This is a genomic window from Bacillus infantis, from assembly GCF_008180445.1.
GTDB lineage: Bacteria > Bacillota > Bacilli > Bacillales > Cytobacillaceae > Bacillus_AB > Bacillus_AB infantis_B.
Genome location: NZ_VTER01000004.1, coordinates 168,290 through 184,220, shown reverse-complemented (window position 1 = coordinate 184,220; position 15,931 = coordinate 168,290). Strand labels below are relative to the sequence as shown.

General features: G+C 48.1%; 17 protein-coding genes. All 17 read left to right on the top strand.

Features of this window, described 5'->3' with window-relative positions; all coding sequences use genetic code 11:
* The first annotated feature begins 3 nt into the window (after window positions 1-3).
* The 17 genes from dapB (at window position 4) to FZD51_RS08635 (ending at window position 15,927) form a co-directional block, all read left to right on the top strand.
* Entirely contained in the window at window positions 4-804 is an 801-nt protein-coding gene (gene dapB, locus FZD51_RS08715; protein WP_148974423.1) for a 4-hydroxy-tetrahydrodipicolinate reductase, read from the top strand.
* Window positions 805-818: 14 nt separating this feature from the next.
* Window positions 819-1,235, top strand: a complete 417-nt coding sequence (gene mgsA / locus FZD51_RS08710) for a methylglyoxal synthase (protein ID WP_148974574.1) — start codon at window positions 819-821, stop codon at window positions 1,233-1,235.
* Window positions 1,232-1,948 (top strand): bacillithiol biosynthesis deacetylase BshB1, encoded by a 717-nt coding sequence (bshB1, locus tag FZD51_RS08705; protein WP_148974422.1) that lies wholly within the window; start codon window positions 1,232-1,234, stop codon window positions 1,946-1,948. The genes mgsA and bshB1 overlap by 4 nt, the downstream gene beginning before the upstream one ends.
* Window positions 1,945-3,081, top strand: a complete 1,137-nt coding sequence (bshA, locus tag FZD51_RS08700; protein WP_148974421.1) for an N-acetyl-alpha-D-glucosaminyl L-malate synthase BshA — start codon at window positions 1,945-1,947, stop codon at window positions 3,079-3,081. The genes bshB1 and bshA overlap by 4 nt, the downstream gene beginning before the upstream one ends.
* Window position 3,082: 1 nt before the next feature.
* A complete protein-coding gene (locus FZD51_RS08695; protein WP_148974420.1) occupies window positions 3,083-4,273 on the top strand; it encodes a CCA tRNA nucleotidyltransferase in 1,191 nt (396 codons plus the stop codon).
* Window positions 4,258-5,241: a biotin--[acetyl-CoA-carboxylase] ligase gene (locus FZD51_RS08690; RefSeq protein WP_148974419.1), complete on the top strand. Its 984-nt coding sequence runs from the start codon at window positions 4,258-4,260 to the stop codon at window positions 5,239-5,241. The genes FZD51_RS08695 and FZD51_RS08690 overlap by 16 nt, the downstream gene beginning before the upstream one ends.
* A gap of 282 nt (window positions 5,242-5,523) precedes the next feature.
* The gene (panB, locus tag FZD51_RS08685) at window positions 5,524-6,360 is read left to right on the top strand and encodes a 3-methyl-2-oxobutanoate hydroxymethyltransferase (RefSeq protein ID WP_148974418.1); all 837 of its coding nucleotides are present in this window, start codon (window positions 5,524-5,526) and stop codon (window positions 6,358-6,360) included.
* Window positions 6,357-7,205 (top strand): pantoate--beta-alanine ligase, encoded by an 849-nt coding sequence (gene panC, locus FZD51_RS08680; protein WP_148974417.1) that lies wholly within the window; start codon window positions 6,357-6,359, stop codon window positions 7,203-7,205. Before panB ends, panC begins: the two co-directional genes overlap by 4 nt.
* A gap of 21 nt (window positions 7,206-7,226) precedes the next feature.
* Window positions 7,227-7,610, top strand: coding sequence for an aspartate 1-decarboxylase (gene panD / locus FZD51_RS08675; protein WP_148974416.1), 384 nt, complete (start codon window positions 7,227-7,229; stop codon window positions 7,608-7,610).
* Between the two features lie 210 nt (window positions 7,611-7,820).
* Window positions 7,821-10,625 carry an ATP-dependent DNA helicase DinG gene (gene dinG, locus FZD51_RS08670; RefSeq protein ID WP_148974415.1) on the top strand — a complete coding sequence of 935 codons (2,805 nt, stop codon included), beginning with the start codon at window positions 7,821-7,823 and terminating at the stop codon, window positions 10,623-10,625.
* A gap of 76 nt (window positions 10,626-10,701) precedes the next feature.
* On the top strand, window positions 10,702-11,550 hold the full coding sequence (locus FZD51_RS08665) for a ComEC/Rec2 family competence protein (protein WP_262380825.1): 849 nt from the start codon (window positions 10,702-10,704) through the stop codon (window positions 11,548-11,550).
* Between the two features lie 243 nt (window positions 11,551-11,793).
* Window positions 11,794-11,964 carry a YpmA family protein gene (locus FZD51_RS08660; protein ID WP_009791259.1) on the top strand — a complete coding sequence of 57 codons (171 nt, stop codon included), beginning with the start codon at window positions 11,794-11,796 and terminating at the stop codon, window positions 11,962-11,964.
* Between the two features lie 14 nt (window positions 11,965-11,978).
* Window positions 11,979-12,452: a cell wall elongation regulator TseB-like domain-containing protein gene (locus FZD51_RS08655; protein ID WP_148974413.1), complete on the top strand. Its 474-nt coding sequence runs from the start codon at window positions 11,979-11,981 to the stop codon at window positions 12,450-12,452.
* Window positions 12,453-12,483: 31 nt separating this feature from the next.
* Window positions 12,484-13,668 carry a pyridoxal phosphate-dependent aminotransferase gene (locus tag FZD51_RS08650; RefSeq protein WP_148974573.1) on the top strand — a complete coding sequence of 395 codons (1,185 nt, stop codon included), beginning with the start codon at window positions 12,484-12,486 and terminating at the stop codon, window positions 13,666-13,668.
* Between the two features lie 226 nt (window positions 13,669-13,894).
* Window positions 13,895-14,602, top strand: a complete 708-nt coding sequence (locus tag FZD51_RS08645) for a DnaD domain-containing protein (protein ID WP_148974412.1) — start codon at window positions 13,895-13,897, stop codon at window positions 14,600-14,602.
* A gap of 147 nt (window positions 14,603-14,749) precedes the next feature.
* Entirely contained in the window at window positions 14,750-15,397 is a 648-nt protein-coding gene (nth, locus tag FZD51_RS08640; RefSeq protein ID WP_148974411.1) for an endonuclease III, read from the top strand.
* Window positions 15,397-15,927: a YpoC family protein gene (locus FZD51_RS08635; protein WP_148974410.1), complete on the top strand. Its 531-nt coding sequence runs from the start codon at window positions 15,397-15,399 to the stop codon at window positions 15,925-15,927. Before nth ends, FZD51_RS08635 begins: the two co-directional genes overlap by 1 nt.
* The last annotated feature ends 4 nt before the right edge of the window (window positions 15,928-15,931 follow it).

Genomic DNA, 15,931 nt, shown 5'->3' with positions numbered 1-15,931 from the left:
CTGATGGATAAGATAAAAATTGTGATTGCGGGGCCGCGCGGCCGAATGGGCAGGGAAGCGGTTCAGCTTGTGCTGAATACCGGCCATTTTGCCCTTCAGGCGGTTGTAGACCATAAATTCGAAGGGCAAATGCTCAGTGACCTTGATGGATTTACAGGGGCCGATGTGCCGATATATACAGACCTGGCCAATTGTCTGGAGCAGACAGAAGCTGATGTTCTGATCGACCTCACGACACCGGAAGCAGGCATGCATCATGCACGGACTGCCCTTTCATATGGAGTAAGGCCGGTAGTCGGGACAACCGGTTTTAGCAAAGAGGACCTGAAAGAGCTGGAAGTAACATGCCGGGAAAAAGAATTGGGATGCATCATCGCCCCAAACTTCGCCCTTGGTGCTGTCCTTATGATGAAGTTTTCGCAGATGGCAGCCCGCTATTTCAGTGATGTGGAGATCATCGAGCTGCATCATGACCAGAAGCTTGATGCTCCGTCAGGCACAGCTGTTAAAACAGCAGAAATGATGGCTGAAGCCAGAGAATCCAAAGTGCAGGGGCATCCAGACGAAAAAGAAACTCTGGCAGGGGCCAGGGGTGCTGATTACGAAGGGATGCGCATCCATTCAGTCCGCCTTCCCGGCCTGATTGCCCATCAGCAGGTGATGTTCGGCTCAGATGGCCAGACTCTGTCGATCAGGCATGACTCTTATAACCGGGCCTCATTCATGTCCGGTGTGAAGCTGGCTGTAGAGACAGTGATGAAAGCAGACCTGTTTGTCTACGGACTTGAAAATATTATGGAATAAAAGGAGGGAAAATGATGAACATCGCTTTGATAGCCCACGATAAAAAGAAAGACGACATCATCCGCTTTGCAACAGCCTATAAAGATATTCTGGCGGGACACTCCCTTTTTGCGACAGGGACGACCGGCTCAAGGATCACGGAATCAACAGGCCTTACGATCACCCGCTTTCAATCAGGACCGCTCGGCGGGGACCAGGAAATCGGGGCGCTGATTGCCAATAAGAAAATGGACCTCGTCTTCTTTTTCAGGGATCCGCTGACTGTACAGCCCCATGAGCCGGATGTTTCAGCTTTGGTCCGCCTGTGTGATGTATATTCAATCCCGCTGGCCACCAATATGGGTACTGCCGAGCTGCTTGTAAAGGGCCTGGAAAGAGGCGACCTGGACTGGAGGAAAATAGTGAAGAGCGAAGACGGTGAGGTTCTATGATAGAGGATAAATTGGATATCCTTGCCTTTGGCGCCCATTCCGATGATGTTGAAATCGGGATGGGAGGTACGATTGCCAAGTATGCAGCTGAAGGAAAAAAGATTGGCATCTGCGACCTCACTGGTGCGGAGCTTTCCTCCAATGGCACAGTAGAAACGAGGAAAAAAGAGGCGGAAAGGGCAGCCGGCATCCTGGGTGTTTCTATCAGGGAAAACCTTGGGCTGCCAGACCGGGGGCTGCTGCTGAACGAACAGGCTATTACGGCTGTCGCGAGGATGATCAGGACTTACAGGCCCGCTGTCATTTTTGCGCCATATTTTGAAGACAGGCATCCGGACCATGGAAACTGCGCCAAAATCGTAGAAGAAGCCGCATTTTCGGCCGGCATCCGCAGGGCGGACCCTGAAAGCGGATTAGCTCCGCATAAAGTGAACGGGCTTCATTTCTATATGATCAACGGCTTCCATCAGCCTGATTTTGTCATTGATGTATCAGATTATATGGACAAAAAGCTTGCGGGCCTCAGGGCGTATGAAAGCCAGTTTATCAGGACGGCTGAATCAGCAGACACGCCGCTTGTAAATGGCTATATCGAAAATGTAGAAGCAAGGGAAAGGCTGTATGGGAAAGAAGCGGGAGTTGGATACGCAGAAGGCTTCCTGTCTAAAAAGCCGATACTAATACATAAAGATTTATTGGGTGGAGAAGCATGACAAGAAAATTGAAAATCGGGATTACCTGCTATCCGACAGTCGGCGGATCAGGGGTTGTGGCTACAGAGCTTGGAAAGCTCCTCGCCGAAAGAGGGCATGAAATACATTTTATTTCTTCCAGCCTCCCTTTCAGGCTGAATCGGATGTATCATAATATATTTTATCACCAGGTGGAAGTGAGCCAGTATTCTGTTTTCCAGTATCCGCCTTATGATATTGCGCTCGCCAGCAAAATGGCTGAGGTGATTAACAGAGAAAAGCTTGATCTCATGCATGTACACTATGCTGTTCCCCATGCCGTTTGTGCAATCCTTGCCAAGCAGATGAGCGGGCGCGATGTAAAGATTGCCACTACGCTTCATGGCACAGATATAACCGTCCTTGGATATGAGCCGTCATTGAAAGACAGCATCCGATTTGGGATCGAGAAGTCTGACAGGGTGACAGCTGTTTCCAAATCTCTTATATCACAAACAAATGAATTGATACACCCTGAAAAAGAAATTCAGGCTGTCTATAATTTCATAGACCATAGAGTGTATCAGAAAACGGACTCTGATCATCTGAAAAAAGAATATGGAATAGCTGAAGATGAAAAAACGGTCATCCACGTCTCTAATTTCCGTGCGGTCAAAAGGGTGCAGGATGTTGTAAAGGTGTTTGCCAGGATAGAGTCGGAGATGCCTGCAAAGCTTCTCCTCGTCGGCGACGGCCCGGAAATGTCCAATGTATGCAAGCTGGTCAAAGAGCTCGGACTGAAGGAGAAGGTACTGTTTCTTGGGAAGCAGGATAAAGTGGAAGAGCTTTATTCCATCAGCGACCTGATGCTCCTCCTTTCTGAAAAAGAAAGCTTTGGCCTGGTGGCGCTTGAGGCTATGGCGTGCGGTGTTCCCTGCATAGGGACCGATATCGGCGGGATCCCGGAAGTGATTTCAGACGGCGAAACAGGATATATCTGCAAGCTTGGGGATATAGGGGGCATGGCTGAAAAAGCGGCCGGCCTGCTGGCTGATGCGGATAAGCACGCAAGCTTCTCACATCGCGCAGTACAGACTGCGAGGGAAAAGTTCAGCGCCGAACAAATAGTCAGCGAGTATGAGAGGCTTTATTTTGATATGTTAAATGAGGGATAATATGAATCCGGTTTTTCTAAAAGCGGCACCTGTACTGGAAAAGATCGAAACTGCCGGGTATGAGGCTTACTTTGTAGGCGGATCTGTCAGGGATCATCTGCTGGGCAAGGATATTTCCGACGTGGACATAGCCACTTCGGCCACCCCGATGGAAATCAAAGGCATTTTCCCCAGAACAGCGGATGTCGGTATAGAGCATGGGACGGTCGTAGTTCTTTACGATGGGGATAGCTATGAAGTCACCACTTTCCGGTCTGAGTCGGATTATGAAGATTTCCGCAGGCCCTCTAAGGTGGACTTCATCCGTTCCCTCGATGAGGATCTTAAGCGCAGGGACTTCAGGATGAACAGCATGGCGATGTCAAAGGACGGCCGCATCATTGATCCTTTCGGGGGTCAGGAGGATATCCGCAGCAAAAGGATTGCCACTGTTGGAAATCCGCTGGAGCGATTTTACGAAGATGCTTTAAGGTTGATGAGAGCCGTGCGTTTTGCCAGCCAGCTTTCATTCCGAATAGATCGAGAGACTTATGAGGCACTGGTTTCTGAAGCTTATCTACTTGAGAAGATTGCGGTTGAAAGAAAGCAGGCAGAATTTGAAAAGCTGCTTGCGGGCGAAAACAGCTTTATGGCGCTGAAAATTATGGCAGACACAGGCCTCTCACAGCATCTCCCAGGTTTGGCAGGGAAAGAGCAGGAGTTGATTTCATTTGCCGGGAGGCTGGACAGCGGGCTATTATCCGAGGAAAGATGGGCTCTGCTGTCAGCAGGTCTTGGCCATGACTTCAAGACCGCGGAATCCTTTTTGAGAAGCTGGAAAATGCCTGTCAAAAAGATCAGGCAAATAGGCAAGATCCTTTATTGGCTTCAGTACCGCTCAAAGCAGAGCTGGACACTTGAATCGGTTTATCAGGCGGGGGCAGTGACTGCCCGGAATGCAGAGAAAGTTCTTTCGGCATCCGGGGATGACAGTGCGGATGAGGAAGTTCCTGCCCGTTTATATGCTTCACTTCCGATACGGAGTACAAAGGAGCTGGATGTTACCGGGAATGACTTGATCCAATGGTTCAATAAGCCGGGCGGGCCCTGGGTGAAGGAATTGCTGGGCCAGGTTGAAAACAGCATTATCTCCGGTCATCTGGCAAATAAAAAAGAGGAAATAAGGGGGTGGTTGGAGTGCAATCAGAGCTGAGGAAAAAATTGCTTGCCGCCTTTACGGAGAGCAAGGGGGAATATTTGTCCGGCCAATATCTGGCAGACCTGATCGGCTGCTCCAGGACGGCAGTCTGGAAGCATATTGAAGAGTTGAGGCGCGATGGATTTGAGCTTGAAGCCGTAAGACGGAAAGGCTACCGGATCGTGAAGACAACAGAGAAGGTGACTGCCGATGAAATCCGCCTTGGCATGAAAACCAGCCTGCTCGGCACCGAAATCCATTATGAGGAAAGTGTGGATTCGACACAGAAAATCGCCCACAGGCTCGCCTATGATGAAGCACCCGAGGGCACGATCGTAGTGGCGGAAGAACAGCTTAACGGGAGGGGGAGGATGGACAGGAAATGGCATTCCCCGAAATATACAGGAATTTGGATGAGTGTCATTCTCCGGCCGGAAATCCCGCTCCCGCGGGCTCCGCAGCTGACTCTCCTTGCAGCGGTTGCCGTCGTCCAGTCCATTGAGGAATGCACGGCCCTTTCCCCGCAGATCAAATGGCCCAATGATATTCTCATTGGAGGCAAGAAGGTCACTGGCATCCTGACAGAATTGCAGGCGGAAGCCGACCGCATTTTTTCGATCATTATCGGAATCGGCATCAATGTGAACCAGCAGCTTGAGGATTATCCGGAGGAGCTGAGGGGCACAGCCACTTCCCTGGCGATTGAAAAGGGCGGGAATCTCTCGAGGGCTGAGCTGGTCAGGGTCGTCCTGCAGAAATTGGAAAATTTGTACATGCTTTATATGGAAAAAGGCTTCTATCCGATCCGTCTCCTTTGGGAAAGCTATGCTGTCAGCATTGGGAAGCAGATCACTGCGAGGACGATATCAGGCAGCATCAGCGGGAAAGCACTGGGCATCACCGAGGAAGGCGTTCTGAGGATAGAAGATGAGGCAGGAGAGATACACCATGTCTACTCTGCTGATATTGAACTGGACTCATGATTTTATTAGCCAACTTTTTTCATTTTTGATATAATTCAACTGGGCAGTATCATAATGAACTGCACCTTTTTATCATTTTATATTGAATAGTTTCTGCCTAGATCCAGCATATGGACCGGGACAGAGGGATGAAACGAATAATGAAGCCGAGACGCGACGGGATCCTTCTGCAATTTTTGAAGGATCCTTTTTTATATATGGCTTTTTGTTCACTTGTTTTGTCTCCTCTGAGTCTTGAGGCAGGTCTTTTCAGGCCTGTACTTGCGAATGGGAGGAAGAAGGATGAAGCAAACTACAGATTTTTCAAAGATGAAGGAAAAGAACGAAAAGATCGCGATGCTGACTGCCTATGATTATCCGGCAGCCAGGCAGGCAGAAAAAGCCGGAATGGATATGATCCTTGTGGGTGATTCGCTTGGCATGACGGTATTGGGATATGAATCGACCATTCCGGTGACGATGGAAGATATGATTCACCATGGGAAAGCGGTAAAAAGAGGGGCGGCCAATACTTTTATTGTCATCGATATGCCCTTTATGAGCTATCATCTCCCTGAACGTGATACCCTCTTGAATGCAGCCAGGCTGATACAGGAAACAGGCGCGATGGCAGTGAAGCTTGAAGGCGGGGAAGAGGTCGCTGACAAAATAAGAAGCATAACGAAAGCAGGCATCCCTGTATGCGCCCACCTTGGCCTTACTCCCCAGTCAGTGGGGGTTCTTGGAGGGTATAAGGTCCAGGGGAAAGATGCTGAAGCAGCCAGGAAGCTGATCTGCGAGGCTAAAAGGTGTGAAGAGGCGGGTGCTTTTGCGCTTGTGCTTGAATGTGTGCCAAAACAGCTTGCTGAAGATATCTCATCTATCCTGACAATTCCAGTCATCGGAATCGGGGCAGGAGCAGGGACTGATGGGCAGGTCCTTGTCTATCATGATTTGCTGTCGTACGGGACAGAAAGAATTGCGAAGTTCGTCAAACGGTACGCAAACATGGATGGAGAAGCGGAAAAGGGCCTGAAAGCCTATATCACTGAAGTGAAGGCAGGGATCTTCCCGGCTGGAGAGCACAGCTATACGATGAAAGAGGAAGAGCTGGCAGGACTTTATGGAGGAAAATCATGAAGATCATTACATCACCAGGTGAAATGCAGCAGCTCATGCTGGATGAAAAAAAGGCAGGCCGTACAATCGGGTTTGTGCCTACGATGGGATATCTGCATGAAGGGCACCTCTCCCTTCTGAAGCGGGCGAGGGAAGAAAATGATGTGATGGTTCTGAGCATCTTTGTGAATCCGCTTCAATTTGGCCCGGCAGAGGATCTGGATTCTTATCCACGGGACTTTGAGCGGGATTCCCATCTGGCAGAAGCCGAAGGGGCCGATTACCTTTTCAGCCCTGCACCTGAAGACATGTACCCTGGCGGAGTCCCTTCTGTTTCAGTCATTGTAAACCGAAAGACCGATGTATTATGCGGAAAATCCAGGCCAGGCCATTTTGCTGGTGTAGCAACGGTTGTCTCTAAATTATTTCATATCGTTTCCCCGGATAAAGCTTATTTCGGCAAAAAAGATGCACAGCAGCTTGCAGTGATAGAGAGCCTTGTACATGATCTGAATTTCCCTGTCAAGATAATAGGGGGAGAAACGGTAAGGGAGCCGGACGGCCTTGCCAAAAGCTCCCGGAATGTAAAGCTGCTTCCGGAAGAGCGGAAGGAAGCACCGGTTTTATACGAGAGCCTGTCAGATGCAGCCCGAATGATTGCGGAGGGAACAAAGGACGCAGAGCAGCTTAAATCACTCATCCGCAGCAGGATAACGGGCGAGAGCTCGGGGAGCATTGATTATGCCGAGATTCTTTCCTGGCCGGATTTAAAAGAGACAGATAGAGCTGAAGGCACAATCATCATCGCTCTTGCCGTTAAATTCAAACATGCACGCCTGATAGATAATATAATCATTGCAGTCTAACAACTGATCGGAGGAAAAAACATGTTCCGCACCATGATGAATGGAAAGATCCACCGCGCAACGGTGACAGAAGCCAATCTTAATTATGTGGGCAGCATTACAATTGATAAAGACCTGCTGGATGCGGCCGGAATGGCTGATAATGAGAAAGTCCAGATTGTCAATAACAATAACGGGTCAAGATTCGAAACATATATCATCCCGGGAGAACGGGGAAGCGGCGTCGTCTGCCTGAACGGGGCTGCAGCAAGGCTTGTGCAGGTCGGCGATACAGTCATCATTATATCTTATGCCCTTGTCCCTGAGGAAAAAGTAGATTCCCATAAACCTAAGGTAGTCATTATGGGAGAAGGCAATAGCATAACCGGTCTGCTCCATGCTGAGCCGGCTTCAACCATACTTTAAGAATGATACTCCACTATAAAGTGAAAGGGCTGCATTGCAAAACGGCAATGCAGCCCTTTTCGCAGGCGGCATTTTCCCGTCTCCGGCATAGAATCCTGAATAAACCCCGTGCTGATGGGAAGAAAAATAATGATGGGGAAGGCTGTTTGCCTTTTTTATTTTCCGCTTTTGTGATACCGTTTGAATGACTGAATGTTTGAGGTGTAACCGATGAGTAATAAATATGTAGTAGTTGATTTGGAAACTACAGGAAATAGCGCCAAAAAGGGCGATAAAATCATTCAATTCGCTGCGGTGGTCATGGAAGGCGGAAAGATCATCGATCAATATTCCAGCCTGCTCAATCCCGGGAAGGAGATTCCGGCATTCATCGAGGAGCTGACAGGGCTCGATGACAGCATGGTCAGCGATGCTCCCCTATTTGCGGAAATAGCACCTAAAGTGATGGAGCTATTGGAGGATGCCTATTTTGTGGCGCATAATGTCCTGTTCGACCTCTCCTTTCTGCAGGAAGAGCTTCTGGATGCAGGATTCCCGGGCTTTTATGGACCGGTCATCGATACTGTTGAGCTGGCAAGGACGGTTCTCCCCTGTTCTGACAGCTATAAATTGTCAGATCTGTCTGCCAAAGAAGGCATCATGCATGATAGGCCGCACCAGGCTGACAGCGATGCCTATGCCACTGCAAAACTGCTCCACATCTTCCTGGAACGCCTTGAGGAATTGCCCCTGACAACGATCAAACAGCTTCTGAAGCTTTCAGGAGGGCTAAAAAGCGACCTTGATCTCATTTTGGAGGATATCCTCCTAGAAAAGCAAGGGACGGCGGAGAGACTTCCTGAAGGGATAGAAATACATAACGGAATCGCCATAAAGGCAGGCGGGGTTCTGGAAGCAGCATCAAGCCGCCTTCCGGCTCCTGTTTATCCCGCAGGAAGCCGGGAAAAAGAGGATATGCTGAAAAAGGCATTTCCGGATTATGAACTGCGCCCCGGCCAGCTTGCCATGATGGATGCCGTCTATCAATCCTTTTTAAATAACGAACATACCCTGGTCGAAGCAGGCACCGGCACAGGGAAAACAATCGGCTATCTGCTTCCGGCAATCTTTTTTGCCAGGCAGGAAGGAGCCAGGGTGCTGATCAGCACTTATACTGTCCAGCTTCAGGAGCAGCTGCTATCAAAAGACCTGCCCCTGCTTGAAAAACTTCTGGGCTCCCCTGCCAATGCTGTGCTCTTAAAAGGCAGAAAGCATTATTTAAGCCTTGCAAGGTTTGAGCAGTCATTGAATGAAGCGGATGATAATTACGATACTACACTTACAAAAATGCAAATACTGGTCTGGCTGACTGAAACAGCTACAGGCGATGTGGATGAACTGAATCTTTCCAGCGGCGGTGCTGTTTTCTGGAATAAGATACAAAACGGGGACAGCAAATTCATCAGCGAATCAGGCTGGAAATCAAGGGATTTCTATAATAGAGCAAGGAAGAGCGCAGAAAATGCTGATCTGATCATCACCAATCATGCTATGCTTTTGAACAGTCTTTCAGGCGAAAATCAAATCTTCCCTTCATACGATTATGCAGTCATAGATGAAGGGCATCAGTTCAGCAAGGCCGCTGGAAAGCATTTTGGCTTCTCAATCGATTATTTATCTCTCCGTCTCCTGCTTGGAAGAATCGGGCTTTATGATCAAAAGCAGCTCCTCTATAGGCTCGAGCGGCTGCTTGAAGGCAGGGCCGCTATGGACGGTGCTGCTCATCCTTTTGAGCTTAACAGGCTGGTTGCTGATCTTCAGTATGAGATGGATGAGTTTTTCAAGCTGGTAGGGATTTATGGAAAGAGGAAATTGAAAGCAAGGAAATATGCATCCAGCAAAATAAGCTTCAGGCTGACAGATATAACCCCGCGGGATTTAAAAGCGGTGGAGGCTTCTGCAGAGCGCTTTTCTTTCTTGGTTCTGGACCTTATCTCGGCCCTGGAGGATAGGCTTCAGCTGCTAGTGCCTTTAACCGGCGAACTTGCACCGGGTGATCAGGCGCTGCTGGAGGAGGTTTCAGCCTGCATCGGCGAACTGAGGGATGTACGTGAAAGCATCAGGAAAACCATATTTGACGGGCAAACAGCCTGTGCTGTCTGGGTTGAGCTGGATGGCAGAGCAATGCAGAACGCCACGACTGTTTACTCTCAGCCGATTACTGTCGCAGGAAATCTGAGGGACGGCTTCTTCAATCAGAAGAAAAGTGCTGTTATTACATCTGCAACCCTTTCTGTCGGCAAGTCGTTCGATTATATTATGGATGAACTGGGCCTTGACCGGTTCAGCTGCCAGACAGAACTGATAGAGTCCCCATTCGACTATGCTTCACAAGTCAGGCTTGCCGTACCATCGGATTTGCCTGAAATCAATTCCGTTCCTCAGGAGGAGTATGTTTCGGCGATCACAGAGCATATCATCTCACTGGCTGAAGCGGCGAAGGGGAGGATGCTGATTCTGTTCACCTCACATGATATGCTCCGCAAGACCTATGAGCTCGTGAAGGAAAGCGGCTTTCTTGAGGAATATGTCCTAATAGCCCAGGGAATCACGTCTGGAAGCAGGACAAGGCTTACAAGGAACTTTCAGCGGTTTGACAAAAGCATTCTTTTTGGGACAAGCAGCTTTTGGGAAGGTGTGGACATTCCCGGTGAAGATCTTTCCTGCCTCGTGATGGTCAGGCTGCCGTTCTCTCCTCCGGATGAGCCTCTGGGGGAAGCAAGGAAGGAAGCGATTCAGAGCAGGGGAGGCCGGCCTTTCTCCGAGCACGTACTCCCCGAAGCGGTCCTTCGCTTCAAACAAGGAGTCGGGAGGCTGATCAGAACAAAGAATGACCGCGGAATAATTATTGTATTTGACCGGAGGATCGTCACAGCGTCATATGGCAGGGCATTCCTTGATTCCATCCCAAGCATACCAGTTAAGGTAAGCCCCCTGGATGCTATTGTTGACCTTGTGGAAGATTGGCTGCAATAAGGTAAAATATGCCGGGATAAGAGGATAAAAATTTTCGGATGACACACTCTAAAGGATAGCATTGGAGGAATTCTGGATGAATATGCTATTCGCCTTTCTTATGTTGTTCACAAGCTGGTACTATGTCCCGGTTGAATCTCCATCCCTGCCGGCAGAAGTAAAAAGCATTGATTTAAAGCTTAAACGGAATGAGCTGGCCATCACGTTTTTCTCCCTGCAGGAAGGAGAATCTGCCTTAATTCAGCATCCGGATGGGGAGAATATCCTTATTAATACAGGCGGTGAAGGCTCTGGAGAAGAGCTTTCAAGGCTTCTTGGACTATATAATGTGGAACAAATATCGACTATTATCATGACAGAAGAAGATGCGAACTCCATGGAGAACGCCGGAAGCATCATAAGGGAATTCGGTGTTAAGCAGCTCGTTGCAGGCCAGGGACTGGCCCGGAAACGGATGGAAGAGCTTGAAGAGTTCGATGAGGTGAATATCCATATATGGGGCGCGGGCACAAAGCAGCAGCTTTTCCATAATTTGAAGGCAGAGGTCCTGTTCGAAAATGAAAACCCGAAAGAAGGGATGGATCTGGAGCTTACACTTATGAAGCATAAGGTGCTGCTGCTCAATTCCAGCAGCCTCGATGCAGAAAAGGCCCTTCTCAAAAAAAACCTTTCGGATGTAAATATAGTGAAAATGCCAGGCTTCGGGCAGGGCAATTCGGTCTCAGGGCAGCTGATCAAACATCTTGATCCTCAGATAGCCGTCATCTTCCAATCAAGGAAAGTAAAGCCTGATGAAGATCTTTTTAAAATGCTGCATGAAGCATGGATAGATGTGTATTACACCGGGGTCCATGGAACGGTCACAATAAAGTTCACTGATTTGAATTATGAGGTGATCACGATTTCCCCGGGTGAAGCAGGATAGCCTGTATGTCATATAGGAAGCGCAGGCACACAGGAATATACAAAAAAGCTGCGCATGATTGCGCAGCTAAAAGACGTTGTGGACTAGAAGAAAATTTTTGGTGAATCATGCATCTTTGGTTAACGGATGATAACATCACCTGTTATAATATTGGCAAAGACCTGTTATATGGATAGTATAAGCTGTCCGGGCTGTATTATCAGCTGCAATATTTGTCAAAGGTCCGGAGAGAGGAGCAGAACAATGGAAAGCAAAATAGAAGTGCTGTCGACTGTAAAAATCACCAACAGCCCCGATTTGTATAAAATCGTCGATTCCTTGAACAGAACATTAAAAGAGAAAGATTTAATGTTCGGCCTGGCACTTGACCAGGAAGATCAAAATAAAGCGGTATTCACCATTTATCGTACATAAAGCAGAGTGATAATATGAAAAAATGGATCATCATCAGCATCATTGCGGCCGCCATTCTGATCGGGGTAGCTGCTAAAGTGTATATTGCTTCAACAGAGCCGGTCAAAGCAGCTTCAGAAAAAGCGTTTGAGAGGGCAAAAGAAGAAACTGCACTCGAGAGAATGGACAGTTTTACCCTTTATCACGGACAGGAAACCTTCTACGTCCTGCAGGGGCAGGATAAAGCAGGAACAGAACTCATTGTCTGGGTTCCTGAGAAAAAAGGGAAGCTGGTTGTCAAAAATGCAAAAGACGGCATATCTAAACAAGAAGCGATTGATATAGTTAAAAGGGAAAAGCAGCCAAAAGAGATCGTTTCTGCAAAGCTGGGGATGGAAAAGGGCTTTCCTCTCTGGGAAGTGTATTACCGCTCTAATGGCGGCCTGATCAATTATTATTATATTCATTTCGAAACTGGGGAAATGCTCAAGCGGATTGAAAATTTATGATGAGGATGAAATGGAGGCGCAAGCTATGATAATAAAGCTAGCAGGCAGGGTGGAGGCGCTGACGCCTTCTTCCACGCTGGCGATAACAGCTAAAGCAAAGGAACTGAAAGCACAGGGCCGCGATGTAATTGGGCTGGGGGCCGGAGAGCCGGACTTCAACACGCCGCAGCATATTATAGATGCTGCATTGGCTTCAATGAATGAGGGGAACACGAAATATACTCCATCTGCAGGTCTTCCTGCGCTGAGAGCCGAAATAGCTGCAAAGCTTAAAAAAGACCAGGGGCTTGACTACAGTATCAATGAAACCTTTGTCGGGAGCGGAGCTAAGCATGTGCTGTACACCCTGTTCCAGGTGCTTCTTGATGAGGGAGATGAGGTCATCATCCCTACGCCATACTGGGTCAGCTATCCTGAGCAGGTGAAGCTGGCTGGCGGGGTCCCTGTTTATGCAGAGGGCTCTGAGGAAAATGGGTTTAAAATCACTCCAGAGCAGCTGAAGGATGCGGCTACAGAGAAAACCAAAGCAGTCATCATCAACTCTCCGAGCAACCCGACCGGAATGCTTTATACGGAGGAAGAGCTGAAGGCGCTTGGGGAAGTGTGCCTTGAGAAAGGCATCCTGATCGTATCTGATGAAATATACGAGAAACTTGTATACAGCAATAACCGCCATGTGTCCATTGCGCAGCTGTCACCTGAATTAAAAGAGCAGACCATCATCGTGAATGGTGTTTCTAAATCGCATTCGATGACAGGCTGGAGAATCGGCTATGCAGCGGGCGGCAGCAGGATCATCAAGGCAATGACCGACCTGGCGAGCCACAGCACTTCAAATCCGGCCACTGCTTCCCAGTACGGCGCCATTGCCGCTTATGCCGGCACACAGGATCCGGTCGAGGAAATGAGGCAGGCATTTGAAGGCAGGCTGGAAGAGATTTACGGAAAGCTTGTGTCTATTCCGGGATTCACCTGCATTAAGCCGCAGGGCGCATTTTATTTATTCCCGAATGCCAGGCAGGCAGCCGAAATGACGGGTTATAAAGATGTAGATGCATTCGCCGAAGCGCTTCTTGAGGAAGCACTGGTAGCGGTCATTCCCGGTTCTGGATTCGGTGCTCCGGACAATATCCGCCTTTCCTACGCAACTTCGCTTGAATCACTGGAAGAGGCTATAGAACGTATACGCAGGTTTGTGGCAGAAAAGGCCCAGTGATCTAAATGGCATAACAGCAGGTAAGATGTTCGCGCATCATGAATGGCCAATGCTCTTTTCCGCTTACAGCATAAAAGGGAAAATAAAGAGATCCGCTTACGCGGATTTTTTTATTCATATGCACTCATGCCCTGTGCTGTTTCAGACCTAATTTCTGGCAGAGTTGCCTGTTATTCTCCTTACTGGCCCTGAATGTTCATGATATACTTTAAAGGAGGTGTCCAGGATGAAAGACAATATTATCAAGTGGCTCCAGGAAGGGAGCCTGTCCATACCAGGTGCCCTCTTGGCCCGCTACCATAAAATGAATATAACTGAACAGGAACTCGTCCTGCTTTTGCATATATCGTCCTTTATTGAAAAAGGCAGAGACTTTCCTACCCCGAATGAAATTTCGTCCCGAATGACGATTTCTGATACAGCATGCACCGATATGATCCGGAAACTGATCCAGAAAGGATTTATTGAGATACTTGACGGCTTTTCGGATGATGGAATACGCTTTGAAAAGTATTCGCTCGAACCCCTTTGGGAAAGGGTGGTTGACCAATTTCTCCTCGAAGACAAACAAAAGGATCATAAATCCCACCAGCAGGAAGAGATGGATCTGTATACCTGCTTCGAAAAAGAATTCGGAAGGCCGCTTTCGCCTTTTGAATGTGAAACGCTGGCAATGTGGATGGATGATGACCACCATGATCCTGTCATCATTAAAGCGGCATTGCGGGAAGCAGTTATATCCGGTAAGCTGAATTTCCGTTATATCGACCGTATTTTATTTGAATGGAAGAAAAATGGAATCAAAACAATTGAACAGGCTAAGAGCTTTGGACGCAAATTCCGTCAAAACCAGCCGCAGTCTTCAAGGCAAAAAACGGATGAACGCCCTGTTCAGCAAAAATCAATTCCTTTTTACAACTGGCTTGAGCAATAATGTTAATGGCGGGGGACCTTCTCCCGCCCTTTTTGTATGATTTCCAGGATGCTCCCTCCAAGGTGCTTGAAGAGCGTTTGGAAGGACAGGATATAGAGAAAAGGGTAAGATAATGAAAACACATTTAAATACAGAGTGGTGATACAAATGCTGAATAAAACACAAATCAGGCATTGCCTGGATGTGATGGGCGAAATGTTCCCTGATGCCCATTGCGAGCTTAACCATGAAAACCCTTTTGAACTTGTTATTGCAGTGGCCCTTTCTGCTCAATGTACAGATGCACTGGTCAACAAGGTTACCAGAAACCTGTTTCAAAAATATAAAACGCCAGAGGATTATTTAGCTGTTTCCCTTGATGAGCTGCAAAACGACATCAGGTCGATCGGCCTGTTCCGGAACAAAGCAAAGAACATCCATAAGCTCTGCAGGCTCCTCATCGACGAGTATAATGGGATTGTCCCGCATGACAGGGACGAATTGACAAAGCTGCCCGGGGTAGGAAGGAAAACGGCAAATGTCGTCGTTTCTGTAGCTTACGATGTGCCTGCAATCGCTGTAGATACCCATGTGGAAAGAGTCAGCAAACGCCTCGGCTTCTGCAGATGGAAGGATTTTGTTCTTGAAGTAGAGAAAACACTGATGAAAAAGGTGCCTGAAGACGAATGGTCAGTTACGCACCATAGGATGATTTTTTTTGGCAGATATCACTGCAAGGCGCAAAACCCGCAGTGCGAAATCTGCCCGCTCCTTGACCTTTGCAGGGAAGGCCAGAAAAGGATGAAGAGGAAATAATGGCGGATAGCGAAAAAATCATGCTGCAGGTGTCTCCTGAAGTCTCCCATCCATTCCTGATGGGAGAGGAGGAAGCCTGGGATCCAGCTTGGGCAGATGAGTTTAAGGCAGATGCTATCTTCATCTATGAGATTGCTTTTTATAATGGGATTGAAGCGCTCAGGCCATGGGAGAAGGCGGAAGAGTTCTTTCCGGCCAGGATTGAACAGTGGGGGGAGGTAAAATCCTCCATCTCCGCTTTGCATGAAAAACGGGAGAGGTCGGGATTGGCGGAATTGATGAGGTCTGCTATAGGCCTTTTCGTTCAAATGCTGTTCTGGACCAACGGACAGCCGGCCAGGCTGGATACTCCCGAAGAGTTTATGCTATTGAATGTTAAGCCGGCCAACTTAAATGAACGGCTGGAATTTGTTTTGTCCAGGCCGCTTCTTTATCATTCTTTCATTCAATTATGTGAGCTGCAGGCTGAACTGGAAAAGCAGCGCCAAAAGAAAGCAAGCATAGAAAAAGCGTTTAAGCATAAAGCTTAAACGC